Below are 23,238 nucleotides of genomic sequence, written 5' to 3' on the forward strand. Positions count from 1 at the left end.
TTGATAAGGTCAAGCGGCACTATAAATGAAATCTAATAGCTTTTACTAATCAGCTCTCCCATAAATTAAATGCCTTATGATACACAGGCAATAAGCAACTTACTCAGTAACACTGGGTACTGGGTTAAGACTTTCTATCGTAAAGCAAAGATTTATGTGCCAACCATCATTTTTGTATCTACCATAGTCATAAGGATAAACTAGGTTACGATGAATAACTGTTCTGATGATAATCAACGGTCACAAAGTGATAATCAACGACAACAAAGGGCACGAGCTCAACGTTCTATTTCTGACACCACCCTTCCAAAAGAAGTAAATTTATTAACAAAAGCCGTAACGCTATTATCTTCGCGAGAGTATTCAGCGCATGAGTTACGTAAAAAGCTATCTCACTATAGCGATGATAGTGACAAAATTGAAGAGGTGATTCAACGTCTTCAAAAAGAAAATTGGCAATCTGATCAACGTTTCATGGATAATTTTGTTAGTTTTCGGCAAGGAAAATGGGGCAATCTGAAAATCTTGCAAAGCTTAAAAACACATCAACTTTCTTCTGAAAGTCTGAATGAGCTGAAAGAAACACTCAAAGAAACAGAGCTGAGCAGAGCATTAGAAGTATGGGAAAAAAAATTCCATGGTCAAAAAGCTCAAACACCTCAAGAAAAAGCAAAACAAATTCGTTTTCTAAGTAGTCGTGGTTTCAGTAGTGAGGTTATTCGCAAAATTGTACTGTAATAGACGCAATTTTTTACATTAGATTTATTGCTGATTAGTGTTATGTTGGTTTCGCAACCATAAGTCAGCATATTTAATAAAAGTAGAATGAGCAGATAAGACGGCTAATAGGAAACCATGTCTACCATCTAAAAAACCAGCTTTTAAAATATACATTTTTCCAAAGGTTGCTATTGCATGAGTAAGCGCTTGAAAGAGAGTTGCTTTTTTATTTTGCGTATATCGTTGCTCAGCCCAAGCCTTTGCATAATTAGCCGATTTAACTAAATATTGATGTAGACTAGTATACGTAATATGATTAATATCTCCTTTAAGGCTAATAACATCAAAACCTTCGGGGATAATCACACTTTCATGTACCAGATTGTCGTTATAACGTGTTGTTTTAGTGCGATATAGACGACGAACATAGTCAGGATACCAACCTGAATGATATATTTTTTTACCAAATACTTCACTTAATCTAGGCATTTGATAAATAGCGTTGTCTTTATCAGCCTGTATTGCTTCTAAAATAGATATTTTTTAGAGTGGGTGTAATACGCTCATCTGCGTCAAGCCATAGGACATAATCACTGCTTATATATGATTGCGCAAGTTGCCGTTGTTTACCAAAACCAGGCCAGTTAGTGTTTTGATAAAATTTAGCTCCATATTTTTCAGCAATTAGTGGCGTATCATCTGTACTACCAGAGTCAAGGATAACAATCTCATCTACCCAATCTTTGACTGAGTCTAAACAGGCTGCAAGATGATAACTTTCATTTTTGACAATCATCGCTACAGATAAGCTTGGCATATGAGTATAATCCTTTTGTTTTGCGAAAATTTAGTGTCATTCTAATGCTATTTGAGTTTGCAGTCATTTAAAATAGAGCTTAAATTAATAATTGCTTATTGATAAACCATGAAAAAAATTCTAATTATACGTAATGATAAGCTTGGTGATTTTATGCTGATATGGCCAGCATTGGCTATGCTTAAAGCCTCATTGCCTAAATGTCATTTAACCGCTTTGGTACCTGCTTATACATCAGAAATTGCACGTGCTTGCCCATATCTGGATGACATTATTATTGATTCAGGTAAAAATGCACCTAAAGAAGCTAAAAATCGGCTCTTAGATACGATTACACAACATCATTTTGATGCAAGTATTAATTTTTTTTCTGATTTTTATAATGCTTCTTTAGTATTCAAAGCAGGAATTCCCACTAGAGTAGCACCAGCAACAAAGTTATTCCAATTCCTTTATAACCAACGCTTATGGCAACGACGCTCCCAATCGAAGCAGCCAGAGTATGTTTATAATATAGATTTGGTACGTTATTTTTTGCAGCTAGAAAAAGTTCCTCCTAAAGAAGTATCGGCACCATATTGGCAATTTGACTCTGATTTACTTGACCATCAAAAAGCACAATTGGTGTCAGCATTAGGGCTAGATAGTAATACACCTTGGGTATTTGTCCATGCCGGAACAGGGGGGTCGGCAAATAATCTTAGTCTTAATCAATATGCTGATCTTATTGAGCATATTCTCTATCATTATGATGCTCAAGTCGTATTGACAGCGGGGCCAGCAGAAGCTGATAAGGCATATACGCTAAAAACGCTTATCAAAAAAATACAGAGAGGGTTTTTATTTATGATAAAAATCAAGGAATGGTGGATTTCGCTCGATCTATTGCTTGTGCTAAAGTGTTCATTGGAGGATCGACAGGACCGTTGCATATTGCTGGTGCCTTAAATAATTACACTGTAGGGTTTTATCCTAGTAAGCGATCTGCCACCCCTTTACGTTGGCAAACCATTAATGATGAAAATAAACGCTTAGCTTTTTCACCGAATAAAACCAAAGAGACTCAGGATGATTTGACAAGCATCTCAATTGCCAACGATGTATTACCTTCCTTATTAACTTTTTTAGATCGAATATTGAAATAAAAAAAGCTTGGTTTATATTAGATAATGACCAATCTAAACAAGCTTTTTTTAAATTAAGTAGTCAATACTACTCAGCTAAAATACGTTCGGCTTCTGCCTTAACTCGCTCAGGTGCTGTACCACCGATGTGATTACGGGCAGAGACAGAACCTTCCAGCGTAAGTACCTCAAAGACATCTTTATCAATAGCTTGATTGAAGGCTTTAAGCTCTTCTAAGCGTAAATCGGCTAAATCAATCCCTTTTTGTTCACATTCACGAACAGCCAACGCAACAGTTTCGTGAGCATCACGGAAGGGTAGTCCTTTTTTAACTAAATAATCAGCTAAATCTGTTGCTGTAGAAAAGCCCTGTAAAGCGGCTTGGCGCATATTATCTGCTCTAACTTTAATACCACTTACCATATCAATAAAGATAGTTAAGGTATCACGTAAGGTATCAGCAGAATCGAATAGCCCTTCTTTATCCTCTTGATTATCTTTGTTGTACGCTAAAGGCTGACCTTTCATGAGTGTTAATAAGCCAATCAAATTACCATTCACGCGACCAGTTTTACCACGAGCAAGTTCAGGTACGTCAGGGTTTTTCTTCTGGGGCATAATAGAACTCCCCGTACAAAATCTATCAGCAAGGTTGATAAAGCCAACTCGAGGACTCATCCATAAAATTAACTCTTCTGAAAGACGTGAAATATGCGCCATGACAAGGCTTGTAGCTGCGCAAAACTCAATGGCAAAGTCTCGATCAGAAACAGCATCTAAAGAGTTACGGCAAATACCTTCGAACGAAAGTGTTTTCGCCACGCGTTCCCTATCGATAGGGTAGGAGGTGCCAGCTAAGGCAGCGGCACCAAGAGGGAGTTGATTTACTCTCTTACGGCAATCTATTAATCGTTGGTAATCACGACCAAACATTTCCGCATAGGCCAATAGATGATGACCAAAGGTAATGGGTTGAGCCACTTGCAAATGAGTAAATCCGGGCATAATAGTCGCATAATGCTCTAGAGCTGTTGTGGCTAAAGCTTTGCGTAATTGCTTTAATAAATCAGCGCTAATATCAATCTCATGGCGTAGCCATAAACGGATATCCGTTGCTACTTGGTCATTACGTGATCGACCAGTGTGTAAGCGCTTACCTGCATCACCTATTAACTCTACCAGTCTTTTTTCAATATTTAAGTGAACATCTTCTAAATCTAACTGCCATGAGAACTGACCAGACTCGACTTCCTCAAGAATAACCTTCATTCCTTTTTGGATATCTTCATAATCTTTGGGAGAAATTACACCCACATGGCTTAACATTTCTGCATGGGCTAATGACCCTTGAATGTCAAAGGGTGCTAGGCGTGTTTCAAAAAAGACTGAGGCGGTATAACGTTTCACTAGCTCAGAAACTGGTTCAGAAAAACGAGCTGACCAAGCTTCACTTTTTTTATCGAATTGATTTTGTGTTTGACTCATAGTGATAAGGTAAAAAAATAGATTGATGCCTAATAGATAAGTGTTAAAAATTTCCTTCTGATTATAATAAATTCAAGGCAAAAATAGTGGTAATGTGTGATAATTCTCGCAGTTACTATTATTTTTTAAAGTGAGTCTTCATGTCTTCATTTCTCATTGGTTTGGCACAAATTAATCCTGTTGTGGGTGCGTTCCAGCATAATATCGAGTTAATTATCAATGCAGCCAGAAAAGCTGCAGAAAAGGGCGTTAATATTCTTGTTTTACCTGAACTGGCATTAACAGGGTATCAACCAGAGGACTTGATGTATCGTAATAAATTTATCAATGACCATGATGCTGCTTTAGTCTTATTGATGAAGCAATTAGCAGAGTTCAAGGATTTATATGTTCTTGTTGGGCATCTTGATAAACAAAAAGACGCTTTGTATAACGCCGCCTCTGTTGTCGTTAATGGTAATAAAATTTGCACGTACTACAAAGATACTTTACCTAATTATGGTGTTTTTGATGAGCATCGATATTTCACATCAGGTGATGAGGCATGTGTTTTTGAGCTTAATGGTCACAAATTTGGTGTCGTTATCTGTGAAGATGTATGGTTAGCTGAAGCGCCTGCTAATGCAAAAAAAGCAGGTGCACAGACACTATTAGTACTCAATGCATCACCTTATACTATGCATAAGGACGAACAGCGAATTGAAATTGTTCGTCAAAATGTCTCTAGCCATGAGATGAATATTTTTTACTGTAATAATTTGGGTGGACAAGACGAATTAGTCTTTGATGGGAACTCTTTTGCATTAGATAAAACAGGAAAAAGTGCAGGTGAGTTAAATGCTTTTGTAGATGCATTGGGTATTTATTCATTAGAAAATGACAGTATTGAGTTAAAAGATATTGTTGAGCTAGCCCCGAATAGTTTTTCGGTAATGGATGTGCCGTTGCAAAAAAACCTAAGTGAAGGGATTGAGTCAGAGGTCTGGCGAGCCCTAGTGATGGCAACTCGTGATTATTGCCAAAAGAATGGGTTTAAAAAAGTCGCTTTAGGTTTATCTGGTGGTATAGATTCAGCAGTGGTATTGGCTATAGCCGTAGATGCTCTTGGTGCTGATAATGTACATGCGGTGATGATGCCTTCACGATATACAGCAGATATTTCCGTTAATGATGCGGCTGAAATGGCAAAAATACTAGAGGTAAAATACGATGAAATTGCTATTGCTCCGATGTTTGATGCTTTTTTGAGTAATTTGGCACCTGTATTTAATAATCTACCTATCGATACCACGGAAGAGAATATTCAAGCGAGAATTCGAGGTGTTCTTTTAATGGCATTTTCAAATAAATTTGGTTATTTGATTTTAAATACGGGTAATAAGTCTGAGTTGGCGACAGGTTACAGCACGCTATACGGTGATATGGTAGGTGGCTTTGCCGTTATCAAAGATATTCCTAAGACATTGGTGTTTAGTCTGGCTAAATGGCGTAATACACTTGGTCGCGTCATTCCAGAACGTATTATTACTCGCCCTCCAAGTGCCGAATTACGTGACAATCAAACGGATCAGGATAGTTTACCTGAGTATGCCGTACTTGATGATATTCTTGAACGTATGATGGAACTTAATCAGTCCAGTGATGAGATTATCGAGGCAGGTTTTAATCCAGAGGAAGTGGAAAAAGTGGCTCGTTTACTCCGCATTAATGAGTACAAACGCCGTCAAGGTGCCCCAGGTCCAAAAATAACTCGTAGGGCTTTTGGACGTGATTGGAGAGCACCTATTACTAATGGTTATCGTTATTAATATAATAAGTAGTTGGAGAAGTTAATGAAATTAATTACGGCGATTATTAAACCGTTTAAATTAGATGAGGTTCGTGAAGAACTAAGTGAAGTTGGTATTAGTGGTTTAACTGTCACAGAAGCTAAAGGATTTGGACGTCAAAAAGGACATACTGAGCTCTATCGCGGTGCTGAATATGCCGTTGATTTTTTACCTAAAGTAAAAATTGAAATGGTGGTAAAAGATGAATTGGTTGAAACAGCTATAGAAACGATTGTACGCGCTGCTCGAACTGGTAAAATAGGTGACGGTAAAATTTTTGTGACACCGGTAGAGCAGGCTATTCGTATTCGAACTGGTGAACTTAATGATGAAGCACTATAAAAGTCTTATAGACTAAACGAGTAGTGTGTAAGCTTAGTAGTAAGCTAAGTTTGGGCGATGCTCTAATAATTGCCAAAAATCAGGTAAAAAGCACTCAATTACCATTAGTGGTTGGTGCTTTTTATAAAAAATAGATCGCCTCGCATAATTCAATGATAGTTCTTTATCTGTAGGAAAGTACTTTCGCTGTGAGCGAGCAATTTGTGTTGAGCGATAAATGCTGGCTACTTCAAATGCTGAACGTTGAATAGTTGGATCATGATAAAGAATTTCTGCTAAAGGACGTGTATTTAAACGACGAATACCTTTCCATGTAGAATGTGAAGCAACGAGAGGGGTAAGACTTCTTGCCCAGACACAAGGGGTATCATCTATTCTCATCACAATTTCTCTGACCCAAACAGGCGTATTGATTGGTTGATTAATAGCCAGACTTTCTTCTAATGATAAAGACTCTATGCATTCTTTTAATATGTTGATTTTTAAAGAGCCTACTTGTCTAAGGCCTTTAGTTAAAATACCTGGGCGTTTGAGGCAATAACGTTGTAAATTACTTAACGATGCTGGTGGCTGAGGACGCCATATACTAGAATAGATAGAAAGTGACATTTTTTTGATTTGTTGTAAGACAGTGACTTATCTTAATTTTTTTTAATTATAAAAAACAAGTATGGAAAAAAGTAGAGTTTCAAAATTATTAAGTGAACAGGGAATTTGCTCTCGTCGTGAAGCAGATGCATTTATCGAAAGAGGGTGGGTGCGTGTTGATGGGAAGGTGGTTGGTTTGGGTGATAAGGCTTTCCCTTATCAAAATATAACGTTAGATAAACAAGCTCTGGCACGACAATCGCAACAGGCTACTATTATTCTCAACAAACCTGTTGGTTATGTATCTTCGCAGGCTGAAAAAGGATATAAAGCAGCTATCTCTTTAATCACACCTGATCGACAATTTGACAAGACTCACAATAAGTTTGATCCTCAGCATCTAAAAGGTTTAGCTACTGCTGGACGGTTGGATATTGAGTCTCAAGGCTTATTAGTATTGACTCAAGATGGGCGTATTGCCAAGCAGTTAATTGGTGAGGACTCTGATGTTGAAAAAGAATATATTGTTCGTGTTGAGGGTAAAACATCTAGTAATAGTCTAAAGTTACTCAATCACGGATTAAGTTTGGATGGGCAACCCTTGCGAGAAGCTGAGGTAGAATGGATTAATGATGATCAACTACGATTTATTTTGTGGGAAGGCAAGAAACGTCAAATCCGTCGTATGTGTGAAATGGTTGGTTTGAAGGTTGTAGGTCTAAAACGTGTACGTATGGGCAATGTGGCTTTAGCTGATTTACCACAAGGTCAGTGGCGTTATTTGAAACCATTTGAACGTTTTCTATAGCCAAGTGTTGCTTATTTTCATAAAATAAGTCTTAAGAAGCTAATAAAATGTTAATTTTGTAGTTCCTTCATAAATTTGACATTATCATACTGTTTTTAATTTTTCTTAATGTGGAAGAGTTATGCGTTTAAATCGTTTGTTCCTGATTTCAGGTATTGTTGTTTCTCTAGCTGGTTGTCAAACTATAGACAAATTGCTAGGCATTAATAGTAGCTCTTCAAGCTCTAGTTTGCCATCCAATATTCCTACAACGCCACCACCAAGTAAAGCTAACAAACCTGAACAAGCCAAAGTAAATTCATCATTAGTGTTGTTTATTGGAGCAACATCTCCTATTGATGGTTATACAAAAGTTACTCAGAAAGGTCGTACTGTCTATGTTGACCCAACACAAACACTCACTTATAGTGATTTGAGTAATGCGATTGCCGCTGTTGATGAAAGAAATCAACCTTATTTAGATTTGGTTTTTTCTCCACAAGGTACGCAAAAATTAGCCAATCTAACAGGTAAAAATATTGGTAAGAATATTATTTTTACACTTAAAAATGAGTTAATTTCTATTTTTGATATTGATGCTAGAAACACATCTGGTACGTTACATATTCCTATGCAAAGCGCTAAAGATGCACAGATTATTGAACAACGTATTTTAGATGGTGAATAGTTTAGTTCTTAATAAAAGAGCATGCCCAAGCACTAAGTATTTTAGTCTTGGTCACTATTTATAATCCAAGCGGTAAACTATACCCCTAGAAATTGTCTTATATGGCTATTTTTAGGGGTATAAAATTTGTGGTTGTTGACGACTCATTAAGCCGTCATATCTAAGGTTACAATCACGGGCGTATGATCTGACGGTCTTTCATTCCCCCTAGGTGCTTTGTCAATACTACTTGCAGTGCATTTCTTCGTTAAGGCATTCGAAATAAGTAAATGATCAATCCGTAGGCCCGCATTTCGTTTAAAAGCAAATTGCCGGTAATCCCACCAACTAAAACTTTTTTCTTCTTGTTCAAATAAACGAAATGAATCATGCAACCCTAATGCTAATAGATTAGAAAACTGTTGCCGTTCTTCAGGAGAGACGAGGATATCGCCTTGGTATTTTGCATGCACATCTCTATCATCAGGAGCGATATTAAAATCCCCCGTTAGTACAAGGTTTGGATAGGTATTTAATTGCTCTTTTAGGTATACATTAAGCGCATCAAACCATTGCATTTTGTAGGTAAATTTATCACTACCTAGTTCACTACCATTTGGACAATAGACACAAATTAGACGAATAGTTTGATCATTAATTTGTATATTAGCTGCAATTAAGCGTTGCTGTGCATCCGCATAATAAGGGTTATTATATTGCTCAACAGTAAGAGGGGTTTTACTGATAATAGCGACACCATTATAGGTTTTTTGTCCAGACCAAATCGCTTGGTAGCCAAGTTCATGAAAAAGTTGTGCTGGGAATTTGCTCGATTCCATTTTTAGTTCTTGTAAACATAGTACATCCACAGAGGTGTTTTTTAGCCAGCCAATGACTTGTTCAATTCGGACAGACAAAGAATTTACATTCCAACTAGCAATTTTCATACAACATTACTCTCACTATTGACTTAGGGATTGAGACATTTTCATCTTTTCTAAGAGTCTTCTCTTGAGTTTTTACTGCTTCGGGTTATCTTGACGATAAGTACGCTTTGGGTTAATGACAACACGCTTGACAAGCAATTCTAGTTCCTTGCTATGGTACAAATCCAAGCATTTCAAAAAATCGAATTGGACATCCTTGACTTCTGACTCGACAAGTGGATTGTGATAATCTCGTTTCAAATAAGTATCCACAAGAGTTTTAATTGCATCGGGACTCTTTTCTAAATCGAAGTAAGTCCAATCTCTCAGTGCACTGACACTGCTTCCAGCATCAATTGCTGCATTTTTCTCTTTTGTATAGGCGTTCGCTATACAAGAGGCTAAGACCATATCTTTGTAATTTTGGGCATAGGTTCGTGTACCAGCTTGTGGTGAAGTATCTATATCGTTCTTTGCGTAGACTAAAGAGGACATAAGGACAAGTCCCAGAAATAATAGGTATCTAAAAAGTGCGTCTATCATGGTAAACTCCAAAAATTTGCACGCGCAGTAAGATATCTTGCCCCTGGCTCATTGAAGTAGCAACGGTCATAACAAATACTGCCATTAAACAGTGTCGCATGACCTTGAGCATCTGACCAGCCAGATAGCTCAAAAAGGATTAATCCTTTTTTTCCAGTTAGATCACCTCCACCAGATGGTGGGTATTTGACGATTTCAGCCTTTCCCCATCTTTGTTCTAGAAAAGTGATAAGATTTCTGACGCGAAAAAAATACTGCTTTTTATCTGCGCCAGATACGGTTTGTCCTGGAATTCTTGGAATAACCATTCCGGCCTGGTTTAAGATGTAGCTCATGCGTACGGCACATGTGTTATTCCATTTTTGTTTTGTGTCTGGATTATTTATATTTTTTTCAACTAGTCCACCAATTGTTTTAGCAACTTTTTCTCCAGAATTAGTAGGATCATAAATTCGTTGTGATGCGTCCCATGCGAGAGAGAAAGAAGGTCGTGCCATTTAACACTCCAATTGTTGATTTTCAGAAAAATTATCAGCGTGCTAGTGCACGGATGGCAATTGCTTTTTTATCAGCACTATGCCGTAAAACGTTGTCTTTCCAGGGCAGAGATATAATGTATAAGTGGATAATGTCACTTAACAAATAAAAGAAGATATTGTAACGCATTTACCTCTGGAGTGATAGGATAAATATTATTCTTATGCACAGTATAAAAATTGCATCTTTAAGTTCAACTAATGCTAGAGTGTATTAATATGAAAATATACGCTGCACACAAGGATTAGTGTAGGGAGGTCGTCATCTACAGTTATACTTTATTATCGTTAACTTAATCTTGTTATTAAGGATATCCATATACAATGACCATTGACTGGTTTTTATCTACTATGCACTGGTTTGAGAAATTCTTACAAACCGCTGATTCTTTACAAAAAAATGCTTTAGAACCACCAACTATGCCTAAAATAGCTCCTGATGAATTGAATGATATGCCAACCCTTTCTGAGATGGATGGCGTCCGTTGTTTACACTTTAATAGCCCTTGGATTCAGGGGGCTATGCAAATCAGTAATCCTGCCAATTTAGTATTTCTATATACACGTCAGATGATGGCATGGTTATTGTTTTTGCAAAGTAGGGATGTTAAGCATATTTCAATTTTAGGACTTGGTGCTGGATCCTTAGTGAGATCATGCCTAAAATTGACTAGGGCAAATATTGACTGTGTTGAATGGAACCCTGTTGTAACCGAGTTTTGTTATCACTATTTTAAACTGCCACGCCGTCAAGCACGATTAACGATAGCTCATGAAGATGCTCAACGCTGGGTAAATAGTGTATCACATCATGATAAATCTCAAGTATTACTAGTGGATTTATATGATTATACAGCTCAAGGGCCTGTTGCAGACTCATTAGCCTTTTACCAAGACTGCTATAAGGTACTAAGTAATATTGGTATTATGGTAGTTAATCTATTTGGACATCATCCGAGCTACAAAAAAAATATTAACAATATTAAAGCGGCTTTTTCAGATAGGGTACTGATTTTTGATGAAACTGAGGATGGTAATCGTATCGTATTGGCGTTCAAAGGACCAGCGATACAAATATCAAAAGAAGACCTTATTCAACGCGCTAAAGTGGTTCAGCGATACACGGATTTAGAAGGGGTACAAATGGCTAAAGAGCTTATAAAAGAGTGGGAAAAACAAAGTAAGAAAATTAAGGTTTCCCCTAATGTGTTATACGTTTAAATTCGGTTACCCTTACACTTAATTATTTTTCGGATAACAATCTATTCATAATTAATACAGTTCAGGAGTATATGTAAATGATGCTTAATAAATTTAAATTTTCAGCATTGGCTGTTTTATTAGGGGCAAGCGTAGCTAGTACAGCGTTAGCTCAAGATAAATTTGTAGCTATTACAGCAATTGTTGAGCATCCTGCCTTAGATGCTGTACGTGATGGAGTAATCAAGCAACTTGAAAAAGATGGCTTTGTAAAAGATAAGAATATTAAAATCAAATATCAAAGTGCTCAAGGTAATACAGGTACAGCAGCACAAATTGCTCGTCAATTTATTGGTGAAAAACCTGATGTTATTGTTGCTATTGCAACACCTTCTGCTCAAGCAATGGTAGCGGCAACTAAAGATATTCCTGTCGTATTCTCAGCGATTACAGATCCTATCGCTGCTCAGTTAGTTAAATCAGCAGAGCCTTCTAATACTAACGTAACAGGTGTTTCTGATGTATTAGAGCTTGGTCCACAAATTGACCTTATCAAAAAAGTAGTACCAAAGGTTAAGAAAATTGGTGTTGTTTATAACCCCGGTGAGGCTAACTCAGCAGTTGTAAGTTAAAAAACTTAAAGAAATCCTTTCTTCTGAAGGTTTAGAGTTAATAGAGGCAGCTGCTCCTCGCTCTGTCGATGTTAGTCCAGCTGCACGTAGTTTAGTTGGTAAAGTAGATGCTATTTATACAACGACAGACAATAACGTTGTTTCTTCTTATGAAGCCTTAGTGAAAGTAGGTAATGAAGCAAATATTCCGCTAATTGCCTCTGATACGGATAGCGTCCCTCGTGGAGCAATTGCAGCGTTAGGCTTAAATTACTTCAATTTAGGCGAACAAACAGGAACTGTAGTAACACGTATTCTTAAAGGTGAAAAACCGGGTACGATTGCTTACGAAACATCTAAAAATTTAGCACTTCATATCAATAAAAAAGCAGCAGCCGAACAAGGGGTAACCTTAAGTGACGATTTAGTAAAATCGGCAGCTAAAGTAATTGAGTAATTTTTAAAGGTTACCTAACATCTTATGTCATTTTTTGCATCCTTAGGGGCACTAGAGCTTGGATTTATCTATAGTCTTGTTGCCCTAGGAGTGTTTATCTCCTTTAAAATTTTACGTTTCCCTGATTTAACAGTTGATGGTACTTTTGCTACTGGTGGTGCTGTAACGGCATTACTCATTAGTAATGGTATTGACCCTTTTAGTGCTTCTATTGTTGCTATGCTGGTCTGTGCTTTTGCAGGGATGATTACAGCTTGGTTAAATGTTAAGTTAGGCATCATGGATTTGTTAGCATCAATTTTGATGATGACAGCATTGTATTCCATTAATCTTCGCATTATGGACGGTCCTAATATTCCATTAATCACTAATGATACTGTCTTTACTGTTACCCAGTTAGGCTTTCTAACCGATTATGAGTGGCGACCTGTTTTATTAGGACTTATGGTCGTCGTTGCAAAACTTTTTATGGACTGGTTCTTCTCGACGGAGATTGGTCTGGGTATGCGTTCAACAGGATCAAATTTACGTATGGCGAGAGCACAGGGGATTCCTACTAATAGAATGGTCTTACTAGGTATGGCTATTTCTAATGCGTTGGTAGGCTTAGGAGGTGCTATGTTTGCCCAGTCACAGGGTGGTGCCGATATCTCTATGGGGATTGGAACTATTGTGATTGGTTTGGCAGCTGTTATTGTGGGTCAAAGTATTATCACCTCAAGGCGTTTTATCTATGCAACACTAGCGGTGATAGTAGGTGCCATCTTATATCGTTTCTTTATTGCCTTAGCACTCAATAGTGACTTTATTGGGTTAAAAGCACAAGACCTAAATTTAATCACCGCTGTATTGGTAACGATTGCGTTAATCTTGCCTAAGCTAAAGCAGAAATTCAAAAGGTAATATCATGTTAGTGGCGAAAGAGTTACGAATTACATTTAATAAAAATACGCCTATTGAGACACGTGCATTACAGGGATTGTCTTTGACAATTCCTGAAGGCGAATTTGTGACAGTGATTGGATCAAATGGTGCAGGCAAGTCAACTTTCTTAAATGCTGTAGCAGGGGAGTTAATCGTTGATTCAGGCAGTATTTTTGTTGATGATGAAGAAGTCACAAAAAAATACAGTTGGCAGCGTGCTCCTAATGTTGCTCGAGTTTTCCAAGACCCAATGGCAGGGACTTGTGAAGATTTAACCATTGAAGAAAATATGGCACTAGCTTATCAACGGGGTAAGAAAAGAGGCTTATCAAGTGCAGTTACCAATAGTATGCGCGAAGTCTTTAAAGAGAGACTGAGTATTTTAGGTTTGGGGTTGGAAAATCGTCTTACAGATAGGATAGGGCTATTATCAGGTGGGCAGCGTCAAGCAGTCAGTCTTTTAATGGCGGCGCTGCAGCCGAGCAAAATTTTACTATTAGATGAGCATACGGCCGCCCTTGACCCTCGCACTGCAAATTTTGTTCTAGAACTCACAGAAAAAATTGTGGCAGAGAAAAAATTAACCACCATGATGGTAACGCATAGTATGAAACAAGCCTTAGAAATTGGTACACGCACCATTATGCTGCATCAAGGCAATGTCGTATTGGACGTAAGTGGTCAAGAACGTGAGCATATGACAGTGCACGAGTTATTGCAAATGTTCGAAAAAGTACGTGGTGAAATTATTGAAGACGATGCTCTCTTACTTGGTTAATTACTAGTTCATGTTTATAAAATCTCTTATTTTCTAGTCGGAACGTAAGAGATTTTTATTATCAATAGTAAAAAATACTTGCCTAAGCAAATAAATTGCAATAAAATACTGTAAATATCCTCTTGCTATGCTTAGAATGGTGCTCTATCACCATCAGCAATGACTATTTTATTCCGATTTATGATGACAAAAATTACTTTTAATAAAGGCTTGCTTGTTACAGCACTAGCCTCTATCTTTGTTTTAACAGCATGTAAACCTTCTTCTAATAATGCAGTAGCACAACAACGTCCTCCAATGAATGTTGCCACAATAACATTACAGCCTGAAGAAGCACATATTTATACGACGTTACCTGGTCGTATTAATGCGACCAAAGATGCTGAAGTACGTGCACGAGTTACTGGTATTGTGCAAAGCATTAATTTCAAACAGGGCAGTACAGTGAAAGAGGGGGATTTATTATTTAAAATCGACCCTGCTACTTATCAAGCAGCCTTAAATCAAGCACAAGCTAATTTGAACCAAACTAGAGCATCAGCAGCAAGTGCTAATTCATTAGCGAAACGTTATCAAGAACTTATTAAAGCCAATGCAATTAGTAGACAAGACTATGACAATGCTATCGCTTCTGCTCAGCAATCTGTGGCTTCTATTGAGCTGCCAAGGCCGCCGTTCAGACAGCAAAAATTAATTTATCCTATACGAATGTAACATCGCCAATAGATGGGATTATTGGTGAAGCTTTAGTGACAGAAGGTGCACTGGTATCGGCGACCAGTGCGACTGAATTAGCTAAGGTACAGCAATTAGATGAAGTGTATGCAGACTTTACCCAATCCACTAACGAAATGACGCAATTACGCAAAGCATTTCTAAATGGTGAGCTAGAAAAAGTTGATGCTGATGCAGCGGCTGTATCTCTTATTCTCGAAGATGGTACAGAATATGAGCAAAAAGGCAAATTATTATTTAGTGGTGTTACGGTAGATCCTTCGACAGGAAAAGTTAATCTAAGAGCAACATTTCCTAATGCGCAACACTTATTATTGCCCGGTATGTATGTTCAAGTGAAACTAGAACGTGGTATTAACAAAAATGCCATTGTTGTGCCAACACAAGCGATTCAGCGAAAATCTGATGGTTCTAATATGGTCTACGTTGTTGATGGTGGAAAAGTTGCCCTTAAACCCGTGACGCTAGGCAGTCAAATAGGACAAAAAACAGTAATTTCCTCAGGCTTAACTGCAGGTGAACAATTAATTGTAGAGGGCTTTACTAAGATTGGTCCTGGTGTACCTGTAAAAGCAATCCCTTGGTCAAAAGATAATAAAGCAGCACAGCCAGCAACAGCACCTGCCCAAGAAAAAACGACTAAGTAAGGTAGTCAATTATGTCTAAATTTTTTATTCATCGCCCCATTTTTGCTTGGGTAATTGCGCTTCTTATTTTATTAATGGGCTTATTGGCATTACCAAATATGCCTATTGCACAATATCCCGATGTGGCTCCTCCTACAGTTAGAGTGACAGCAACATACCCAGGTGCTTCTCCAGAAGAAGTTTCTCGATCTGTAACCAGCTTGATTGAGGATGAATTAAATGGTGTGGATAATCTTTTATATTATTCTTCCACCAGTGATACTAACGGTAATGCCCAAATCGAAATCACTTTTAATCCAGGGACGAGTGCAAACCAAGCCCAGATTGATGTGCAAAATGCAGTGGGGAATATTACGTCTAGTTTGCCTACATCAGTTATTCAACAAGGTTTACGTTACAGTAAACAAAACTCCAACTTCCTTTTAATTGTAGCGTTGAGCTCCAAAGATGGTTCACAATCAGCGGCGGATATTGCGGACTATATCACGAGAAATGTTAAAAATAGCATTTCTCGTGTGAAAGGGGTAGGGAATTTCCAATTATTTAGTGCCGAACGTGCAATGCGTATTTGGGTAAATCCTGCAAAACTGACGAGCTATGGCATGAGTATGTCAGATGTAAATACTGCTTTATCGGCACAACACGTAAATATTTCATCGGGTGTAATGGGTGCACCGCCTAATGAAGAGTCACAAACAATTAGTGCTGTTGTTCGCTCAAATGGTGAGTTAACTACTGTACAAGATTTTGAAAATGTAGTCTTGAGAGCAGATACAAATGGTGCGATTGTACGATTAAAGGATGTTGCTCGTGTTGAAATTGGATTGACATCTTATTCTAACTCCGCGCGTCTCAATGGTAAACCAACAGCGGTGTTTGCCATCTCACTTGCACCTGGTGCTAATGCTTTAGAAACAGAAGGACTTATTAAACAAGAGTTAGATAAACTCTCTCAATATTTCCCAGCTGGTGTGACCTATACAATTCCTTATAATACGGCACCCTATATTGATGCTTCAATCAATAAAGTTTTCCATACATTAATTGAGGCAATCTTATTAGTATTTGTCGTTATGTTTGTGTTTTTACAAAACATTCGCTATACATTAATTCCTTCTCTAGTAGTACCAGTAGCGTTATTAGGAACGGTAGCTGCATTGTTATTTTTAGGATACTCTATTAATATTCTGACCATGTTTGCTATGGTGCTGGCTATTGGTATTCTGGTGGACGATGCCATTGTGGTGGTTGAAAATGTGGAGCGTATCATGGCGACTGAAGGCCTACCCCCTATGCAAGCCACGTTAAAAGCCATGCCACAGATTTCAGGGGCTATTGTAGGGATTACCTTGGTCTTAGTAACGGTGTTTTTCCCATTGTTATTCATGTCAGGATCGTCAGGTGTTATTTATCGTCAATTTGCGGTAGCGATGGCAGTATCCATTGCATTTTCAGGGTTTTTAGCATTAACGTTTACCCCAGCACTTTGTGCAACGATATTAAAGCCTATTCCTAAAGGACACCATTTAGAGAAGAAAGGGTTCTTTGGTTGGTTTAACCGTGGATTTGATAAATTAACACATCGTTATTCAGCAGGTGTTGCAGGGCTTATTAAGCGTAGCGTAAGAATGATGATTATATATCTCATTTTAGTAGGTAGTGCTGTATATCTGTTTATGCAATTACCGAGCTCATTTATGCCTGAGGAAGATCAGGGATATACCATTACTAATATTGAGTTACCTGCGGGTGTATCTGCCAATCGGACTGTTGATGTGATTAAGCAAATCGAAGGGTTTTATTTAAAACAGCCTGAGCTTAACAATATTATTGCTGTACAAGGATTTAGCTTTAATGGTAGTGGGTTGAATGCAGGTATTGCATTTGCTACCTTAAAAGACTTTTCCGAACGAACATCCCCACAGAGTGCGGCAAGCGTTATTGCTGGTAAAGCAACAGGTGCGCTACTGTATGGTATTCCTGATGCCACTGTATTTAGCTTGATCCCACCGGCAATTTCTTCATTAGGTAACTCGTCTGGTTTTGATTTGCAGTTACAAGACCGTGGAGGGATAGGGCAAGAGGCATTAAGAGCGGCAGCACAAACATTGATTGCTAAGGCAACAGCCACAGGTATTGTGACCAATCCTCGTATTTCAGGATTAGGCCCTGGCCCACAGTTACAAATCAATATTAATCGTGATAAAGCTGCTGCATTAGGGGTTAATATCTCAGAAATTCGTTCAGTATTAGGTACCTCAGTAGGAACAAACTTTATTGGTAAATTCCCGAATAATGGCCGCATGCAGAACGTATGGGTACAAGCAGATACTGATTATCGCTCTGACTTAGATAAAATCTTGGCACTTAAAGTTAAAAATACTAGTGGTAATCTTGTTGATTTAGGCTCTGTAGTCGATGCCAAATGGACAAATGGTCCGTCACAAGTAAAACGCTTTAATAGCTATGATGCTTTAAATATTTCCGGTGGTGCAGCTCCAGGGCACGCTAACGGTGAGGTTATGGCAATAGTTGAGAAAATTATTAAAGAAGAGTTACCAGCGGGCGTTGGTTATGAGTGGTCAGGACTATCGTTCCAAGAAGTTCAAGCAGGTAATCAAGCGCCTATCATGATGGCATTAGCGATGCTAGTGGTATTCTTAGTATTAGCCGCTTTATATGAAAGTTGGTCAATCCCATTTTCTGCTATGTTAATTGTGCCATTAGGTATGTTAGGTACGGCAGGATTAACTTATCTATTGAATAAGTCTAACGATATTTATTTCCAAGTAGGTATGATTACGGTGATGGGGCTTTCAGCTAAAAATGCTATTTTAATTGTGGAATTTGCTAAAGATGCCTATGCTAAAGGTACAAGTCTAGTTGAGTCCGCTATTGAAGCAGCACACTTACGTTTCCGTCCAATTTTGATGACATCCTTTGCTTTTATTATGGGTGTCATTCCTCTAGTGTTCGCAACAGGAGCAGGGGCAGCTGGTCAAAAAGCAGTTGGTTTAGCGGTATTGGGTGGGATGCTGGCAGTAACACCTTTTTCCTTGATTTTTGTACCTGTATTCTTTGTATTTATCTTGCGTTTATTCAAGACAAAACCTAAATTACTGGGCGAACAACAAGAGTTAGAGGATATGGCCTTGCAAGAGCGTCAGTATAAAGATCAGATTTATGCAGACATGAATGAATATACATCGTCAAGAGATATGGAGAAAAATAATGACTAAATTTGGACGTATTTCTTTATTAACTAGTAGTGTGTTCTTGGCTGCATGTAATTTGGCACCTAAGTATGAAACACCAGTAAGTCCTATTGCACAAGATAGTTATAAATATGCTCATGAAAGTGGAAGAACTGCCGCTGATATTGGATGGGAAAACTTTTTCTATGACCAACGTCTAAAAGCATTAATACCTATTGCGTTAGAGAATAATCGTGATTTACGCATTGCCATTAAAAATGTAGAGGCAGCAAAAGCACAATATGGGATTACGCAAAGTAGTCTTTTCCCTAACATAGGTTTAAGTGGTTCTGAGAGCGCTCAAAAACTGCCTGCTGATTTAAGCCAAACAGGTAGTCGTTACTTATCTCGTTCTTATCAAGCAGGTATTGGTTTAAATAGTTTTGAGTTGGATTTTTTTGGTAAAATTCGCAATCAAACTGAAGCTGCTCTAGAATCTTTTTATGCAACAGAGCAAGCCCAACGAACAGCCTACATTAGTGTTGTCACTACGTTGGCAAATACCTACTTTTCTCTTCGTTCTTTAGAGGAAATGGAGCAACTCTATAAGGATACAATTGCTTCTTATCAAGCTAGTTATCAATTAACTAATGCTCGTTTTAAAGCAGGAGTGGCATCAATGCTAGATGTCAATCAAGCTAAATCGTCTCTAGAATCAGCAAAAGCAAGTTTGGCTCAATTGCAACGCTCCAAAGAGCAAACTAAAAACTCTTTGGAAGTTATATTAGGGCAAGAAATGCCAGCGTCTTTACCAAAAGCGGCTCCTTTTGGCAGTGATGTTATGCTAGATACGATACCAGCAGGCTTACCTTCTGATCTATTGACACGTCGCCCAGATATTATGGCAGATGAGCATAACTTAAAAGCAGCTAATGCGAATATTGGTGCAGCAAGAGCAGCATTCTTTCCGTCTATCAGCTTAACCGCCATGTTTGGTGTAGCAAGTGCTCAGCTAGGTCATTTATTTAATTCAGGCCAAGAGATGTGGTCTTTTGCCCCAAGTATTTCTCTGCCTGTATTTACAGCAGGCTCATTGCAAGGAAGTCTAGATGTAGCAAAAATTCGTAAAGATATTCAAGTGGCTACTTATGAAAAAGATATCCAAACAGCTTTCCAAGAAGTGAATGATGCGTTAATCGGTGTTAAAACTTATAAAGACCAATTAAATGCCTTACGTTCTCAAACTAGTGCAGCAGAGCAATCATTAAAACTTTCTACTATGCGTTATAAAAGTGGTATTGATAGCTTTTTACAGGTACAATCAGCACAGGTCACCGTACTTACTGTGAAGCAGAATTTTTTATCTGTAGGTCTTGAATCTCTACAGAATAAAATTGCTTTATATAAAGCACTCGGTGGTGGTTGGTCAGCTACAGATATTGTAAAAACAAAATGATTGAATTAGGTGTAAACATTGATCATGTCGCAACATTGCGTCAGCAACGCCATTGCGACTATCCTGATCCGATAAAAGCAGCTTTATTAGCGGAACAGGCAGGCGCTGATGCGATTACCTTGCATCTGAGAGAAGACAGAAGGCATATTCAAGATAAAGATGTTTATGCTATGCGTCCTCAATTAATGACTAGAATGAATCTGGAATGTGCGATTACAGAAGAAATGCTGAGAATCGCTTGCGATGTTAAGCCTCAAGATGCGTGTCTCGTACCAGAGCGTCGTGAAGAATTGACAACAGAAGGTGGTCTTGATGTTGTCAGATTTTTCAATCAAACCAAAGATGCCGTCTCTTTATTGCATGACAATGGTATTCGAGTATCTCTGTTTATTGATCCAGAAGAGGCACAAATCGAAGCGGCCGTAAAATGTGGTGCTGGAGTGATTGAGTTGCATACAGGTGCTTATGCCGAAGCAAAACAACCAAACCAGATTGAAGCTGAAGTTCAACGGCTTAAAAAGGCTATTAGCGTTGGTTTAGCCAATGGACTGAAAGTCAATGCGGGACATGGCTTGCATTATCAAAACGTGCAAGCGATTGTTGCTCGTGGGGGCATTAGTGAATTAAATATTGGTCATGCTATTGTGGCACAAGCTGTTTTTGACGGATGGGAAAAGGCAGTGCGTGATATGAAAGCCTTATTGGTTTAAAGTGAAGAGGGGATTATATGCAATATAAAGAGGCTATTGAATTAATGATTAACCGTAATTCGATGAAACTTGTCACTGCACCAGCACCTAGTGATGAAGAATTATCCCTAGCTTTTACAGCAGCAATGTCAGCTCCAGATCATGGCAAACTTAGACCTTGGCGATTCAAAGTGATTCGCCAAGAAAATACTAAGACTTTCGTTGATTATGCTATTAACCTTCGTCAAAATAGTGATAAGCCGTTGACGGATGAAAAGCTTGCTGCAGTTCGTCAATGGATTGATGATGTGCCTTTATTCATTACAATTGCTTGCCATATTGACTATAACTCCCAAATTCCAGAACAAGAAAGAGTGTTGGCCACAGGTTGTGCCACAATGAATCTAATCAATTCCCTACAAATGATGGGATATGGCGTATTCTGGAGTACAGGAATAGCAACCTATATTGAAGAATTTCAAACAGGTTTAGGCTTTGATCCGTTAGATTACCGTTTCTTAGGTTTTTTAGCAGTGGGAACGCCGAAAATGTCAATCCCACAAAAAGAAAGAGGGGATTACCATAATTTTGTTGAGGAGTGGTCTGCACCTCTTTAAGCTACTTAATTATTCCTTTGTAGAAAACGCTAAAAATGGACTACTCAATGCTTTTGAATAGTCCATTTTTTACCTTTTTATTATTTATGCTACTTGGCAAGGAGTGTTACTAGTTATTAAGTCCAGCAATAAGTGTATATTTTAATTCTAGATAATCATCAATCCCATATTTAGACCCTTCACGTCCAATACCTGATTGTTTAATACCGCCAAAAGGAGCCATCTCATTAGAGAGTGTCCCTGTATTGGCTCCAACCATACCATATTCAAGTGCTTCAGTCACTCTGAAAATTCTACCAAGATCACGAGAAAAGAAATAAGCAGCTAAACCATAGATAGTGTCATTTGCATAGCGAATTACTTCTTCTTCGGTATCAAACTTAAAGATAGGTGCAAGAGGACCAAACGTTTCTTCTTTGGATACAATCATATCTTGAGTAACATTGGCTAAAATAGTAGGTTCAAAAAATAACTCACCTTTAGGATGAATATGCCCACCTCTCACTAAAGTTGCTCCATTATCCAATGCATCTTGTATCTGATGTTGAACTTTTACTATCGCTTCTTTATCAATTAGAGGACCCACAGTAACGTTTTTCTCAAGACCATTACCAACGATAAGCTGATCGACGACAGTAGAGAATTTTTCTACAAATTCATCATAGATGCCTGATTGAACATAAATACGATTAGCACATACGCAGGTTTGGCCTGCATTACGATATTTGCTGGCAATAGCACCCCGAATAGCTTCATCAATATCAGCATCATCAAAGACAATAAACGGAGCATTTCCTCCTAGCTCTAGAGAAACTTTTTTAATTGTGCTAGCACATTGCTCCATTAACTTAGCTCCCACAGCTGTTGAACCTGTAAAGCTAAATTTACGAACAATTGGATTGGTCGTTAATTCATCACCGATGTCACGGCTACCGGTAATAACATTAAAAACGCCAGCTGGAATACCTGCCCTATGAGCTAGCTCTGCAATAGCTAATGCAGAAAGAGGGGTTTTAGATGCTGGTCGAATCACAAATGTACATCCAGCAGCTAGTGCAGGCGATGCTTTACGTGTAATCATTGAGTTAGGAAAATTCCATGGCGTAATCGCTGCACATACGCCAATAGGCTCTTTTAAAATCAATGCCTTTTTACCTGGGGCAGGAGTAGGGATGATATCGCCAACGATTCGTTTAGTTTCTTCAGCATACCACCCAATATAGGCTGCACCATGAACAACCTCTTTAATCGCTTCTGGCAGTGGCTTTCCTTGCTCAGAGCAAAGTATTAGACCTAAATCTTCTTTATTTTCAATAAGTAGATCATGCCATTTTTTTAAAATAATAGATCTTTCAGTGGATACTAGTGATTTCCATTGTTTAAATGCTTTATTAGCGGCTTCAATCGCTAGACGAGCTTCAGCAATGCCCATATTAGGTACTGTTGCAATTTGCTCACCAGTGGCAGGGTTCATGACTGCAATTACATCACCAGTGTGTGCATTAAGCCATTTACCATCGATATAACATTGTTGCTTTAATAAAGAACTATCTTTTAACTGCATT

General features: G+C 38.2%; 24 protein-coding genes and 1 pseudogene. 17 read left to right on the forward strand and 8 right to left on the reverse strand.

Translation table 11 applies throughout. From position 1 onward, the window contains the following. Positions 1–210 precede the first annotated feature (210 nt). Positions 211–738 (forward strand): recombination regulator RecX, encoded by a 528-nt coding sequence (recX, locus tag V757_RS15530; RefSeq protein WP_023948703.1) that lies wholly within the window; start codon positions 211–213, stop codon positions 736–738. A 24-nt stretch (positions 739–762) separates the two neighbouring features. Here recX and V757_RS29015 read toward each other — a convergent pair whose 3' ends face one another. Both V757_RS29015 and V757_RS29020 read right to left on the reverse strand, forming a co-directional pair. Beyond that, complete coding sequence (locus V757_RS29015) at positions 763–1,209, reverse strand: glycosyltransferase family protein (RefSeq protein ID WP_245586929.1); 447 nt, start codon at positions 1,207–1,209, stop codon at positions 763–765. A gap of 22 nt (positions 1,210–1,231) precedes the next feature. After that, the gene (locus V757_RS29020; RefSeq protein WP_245586930.1) at positions 1,232–1,537 is read right to left on the reverse strand and encodes a glycosyltransferase family 2 protein; all 306 of its coding nucleotides are present in this window, start codon (positions 1,535–1,537) and stop codon (positions 1,232–1,234) included. A gap of 108 nt (positions 1,538–1,645) precedes the next feature. Between V757_RS29020 and V757_RS15540 the strand changes: the two genes are divergently transcribed. Further along, complete coding sequence (locus V757_RS15540) at positions 1,646–2,485, forward strand: glycosyltransferase family 9 protein (RefSeq protein ID WP_218184455.1); 840 nt, start codon at positions 1,646–1,648, stop codon at positions 2,483–2,485. Beyond that, complete coding sequence (locus V757_RS28770; RefSeq protein ID WP_245586931.1) at positions 2,464–2,682, forward strand: hypothetical protein; 219 nt, start codon at positions 2,464–2,466, stop codon at positions 2,680–2,682. Before V757_RS15540 ends, V757_RS28770 begins: the two co-directional genes overlap by 22 nt. A gap of 67 nt (positions 2,683–2,749) precedes the next feature. Here the strand turns inward: V757_RS28770 and argH are convergent, their stop codons facing one another. After that, complete coding sequence (argH, locus tag V757_RS15545) at positions 2,750–4,147, reverse strand: argininosuccinate lyase (RefSeq protein ID WP_023948705.1); 1,398 nt, start codon at positions 4,145–4,147, stop codon at positions 2,750–2,752. A 140-nt stretch (positions 4,148–4,287) separates the two neighbouring features. On the opposite strand from argH, the gene V757_RS15550 reads away from it, so the two are divergent. After that, positions 4,288–5,955 carry an NAD+ synthase gene (locus V757_RS15550; protein WP_023948707.1) on the forward strand — a complete coding sequence of 556 codons (1,668 nt, stop codon included), beginning with the start codon at positions 4,288–4,290 and terminating at the stop codon, positions 5,953–5,955. A 24-nt stretch (positions 5,956–5,979) separates the two neighbouring features. Then, positions 5,980–6,318 carry a P-II family nitrogen regulator gene (locus tag V757_RS15555; protein WP_023948709.1) on the forward strand — a complete coding sequence of 113 codons (339 nt, stop codon included), beginning with the start codon at positions 5,980–5,982 and terminating at the stop codon, positions 6,316–6,318. 33 nt (positions 6,319–6,351) lie between these two features. Here the strand turns inward: V757_RS15555 and V757_RS15560 are convergent, their stop codons facing one another. Further along, complete coding sequence (locus tag V757_RS15560) at positions 6,352–6,927, reverse strand: chorismate--pyruvate lyase family protein (RefSeq protein WP_023948711.1); 576 nt, start codon at positions 6,925–6,927, stop codon at positions 6,352–6,354. A gap of 61 nt (positions 6,928–6,988) precedes the next feature. On the opposite strand from V757_RS15560, the gene V757_RS15565 reads away from it, so the two are divergent. Both V757_RS15565 and V757_RS15570 read left to right on the forward strand, forming a co-directional pair. Beyond that, positions 6,989–7,714 (forward strand): pseudouridine synthase, encoded by a 726-nt coding sequence (locus tag V757_RS15565; RefSeq protein WP_023948713.1) that lies wholly within the window; start codon positions 6,989–6,991, stop codon positions 7,712–7,714. Positions 7,715–7,835: 121 nt separating this feature from the next. Further along, the gene (locus tag V757_RS15570) at positions 7,836–8,381 is read left to right on the forward strand and encodes a SecDF P1 head subdomain-containing protein (RefSeq protein WP_023948714.1); all 546 of its coding nucleotides are present in this window, start codon (positions 7,836–7,838) and stop codon (positions 8,379–8,381) included. A 146-nt stretch (positions 8,382–8,527) separates the two neighbouring features. Here V757_RS15570 and xth read toward each other — a convergent pair whose 3' ends face one another. The 3 genes from xth to V757_RS15585 form a co-directional block, all read right to left on the reverse strand. After that, a complete protein-coding gene (xth, locus tag V757_RS15575; RefSeq protein ID WP_023948716.1) occupies positions 8,528–9,307 on the reverse strand; it encodes an exodeoxyribonuclease III in 780 nt (259 codons plus the stop codon). Between the two features lie 72 nt (positions 9,308–9,379). Continuing rightward, positions 9,380–9,829, reverse strand: a complete 450-nt coding sequence (locus V757_RS15580; RefSeq protein WP_023948718.1) for a type VI secretion system amidase immunity protein Tai4 — start codon at positions 9,827–9,829, stop codon at positions 9,380–9,382. After that, entirely contained in the window at positions 9,826–10,326 is a 501-nt protein-coding gene (locus V757_RS15585) for a type VI secretion system amidase effector protein Tae4 (RefSeq protein WP_023948721.1), read from the reverse strand. Before V757_RS15585 ends, V757_RS15580 begins: the two co-directional genes overlap by 4 nt. Positions 10,327–10,689: 363 nt before the next feature. Between V757_RS15585 and V757_RS0112885 the strand changes: the two genes are divergently transcribed. From V757_RS0112885 to V757_RS15625, 10 genes and pseudogenes are all read left to right on the forward strand, one after another. Further along, entirely contained in the window at positions 10,690–11,586 is an 897-nt protein-coding gene (locus V757_RS0112885) for a spermidine synthase (protein ID WP_023948722.1), read from the forward strand. An 80-nt stretch (positions 11,587–11,666) separates the two neighbouring features. Beyond that, positions 11,667–12,633 (forward strand): annotated as a pseudogene (locus V757_RS15590) (ABC transporter substrate-binding protein). Between the two features lie 24 nt (positions 12,634–12,657). Then, positions 12,658–13,536, forward strand: coding sequence for an ABC transporter permease (locus tag V757_RS15595; RefSeq protein WP_023948724.1), 879 nt, complete (start codon positions 12,658–12,660; stop codon positions 13,534–13,536). Positions 13,537–13,540: 4 nt separating this feature from the next. Beyond that, entirely contained in the window at positions 13,541–14,335 is a 795-nt protein-coding gene (locus V757_RS15600; RefSeq protein ID WP_023948726.1) for an ABC transporter ATP-binding protein, read from the forward strand. A gap of 183 nt (positions 14,336–14,518) precedes the next feature. Then, on the forward strand, positions 14,519–15,049 hold the full coding sequence (locus tag V757_RS29490; RefSeq protein ID WP_261796374.1) for an efflux RND transporter periplasmic adaptor subunit: 531 nt from the start codon (positions 14,519–14,521) through the stop codon (positions 15,047–15,049). After that, the gene (locus V757_RS29495) at positions 15,025–15,717 is read left to right on the forward strand and encodes an efflux RND transporter periplasmic adaptor subunit (protein WP_315970361.1); all 693 of its coding nucleotides are present in this window, start codon (positions 15,025–15,027) and stop codon (positions 15,715–15,717) included. The genes V757_RS29490 and V757_RS29495 overlap by 25 nt, the downstream gene beginning before the upstream one ends. 11 nt (positions 15,718–15,728) lie before the next feature. Then, complete coding sequence (locus V757_RS15610; protein WP_023948728.1) at positions 15,729–18,956, forward strand: multidrug efflux RND transporter permease subunit; 3,228 nt, start codon at positions 15,729–15,731, stop codon at positions 18,954–18,956. Next, complete coding sequence (locus V757_RS15615; RefSeq protein WP_023948730.1) at positions 18,949–20,367, forward strand: efflux transporter outer membrane subunit; 1,419 nt, start codon at positions 18,949–18,951, stop codon at positions 20,365–20,367. The genes V757_RS15610 and V757_RS15615 overlap by 8 nt, the downstream gene beginning before the upstream one ends. Then, on the forward strand, positions 20,364–21,077 hold the full coding sequence (pdxJ, locus tag V757_RS15620; RefSeq protein ID WP_023948732.1) for a pyridoxine 5'-phosphate synthase: 714 nt from the start codon (positions 20,364–20,366) through the stop codon (positions 21,075–21,077). The genes V757_RS15615 and pdxJ overlap by 4 nt, the downstream gene beginning before the upstream one ends. A gap of 17 nt (positions 21,078–21,094) precedes the next feature. Then, on the forward strand, positions 21,095–21,673 hold the full coding sequence (locus tag V757_RS15625; protein ID WP_023948734.1) for a nitroreductase family protein: 579 nt from the start codon (positions 21,095–21,097) through the stop codon (positions 21,671–21,673). 109 nt (positions 21,674–21,782) lie between these two features. Here the strand turns inward: V757_RS15625 and V757_RS15630 are convergent, their stop codons facing one another. Next, a complete protein-coding gene (locus V757_RS15630; protein ID WP_147628805.1) occupies positions 21,783–23,237 on the reverse strand; it encodes an NAD-dependent succinate-semialdehyde dehydrogenase in 1,455 nt (484 codons plus the stop codon). Position 23,238 lies beyond the last annotated feature (1 nt).

The organism is Pelistega indica (genome assembly GCF_000506865.1).
In the GTDB taxonomy this organism is placed as follows: Bacteria; Pseudomonadota; Gammaproteobacteria; order Burkholderiales; family Burkholderiaceae_B; genus Taylorella; species Taylorella indica.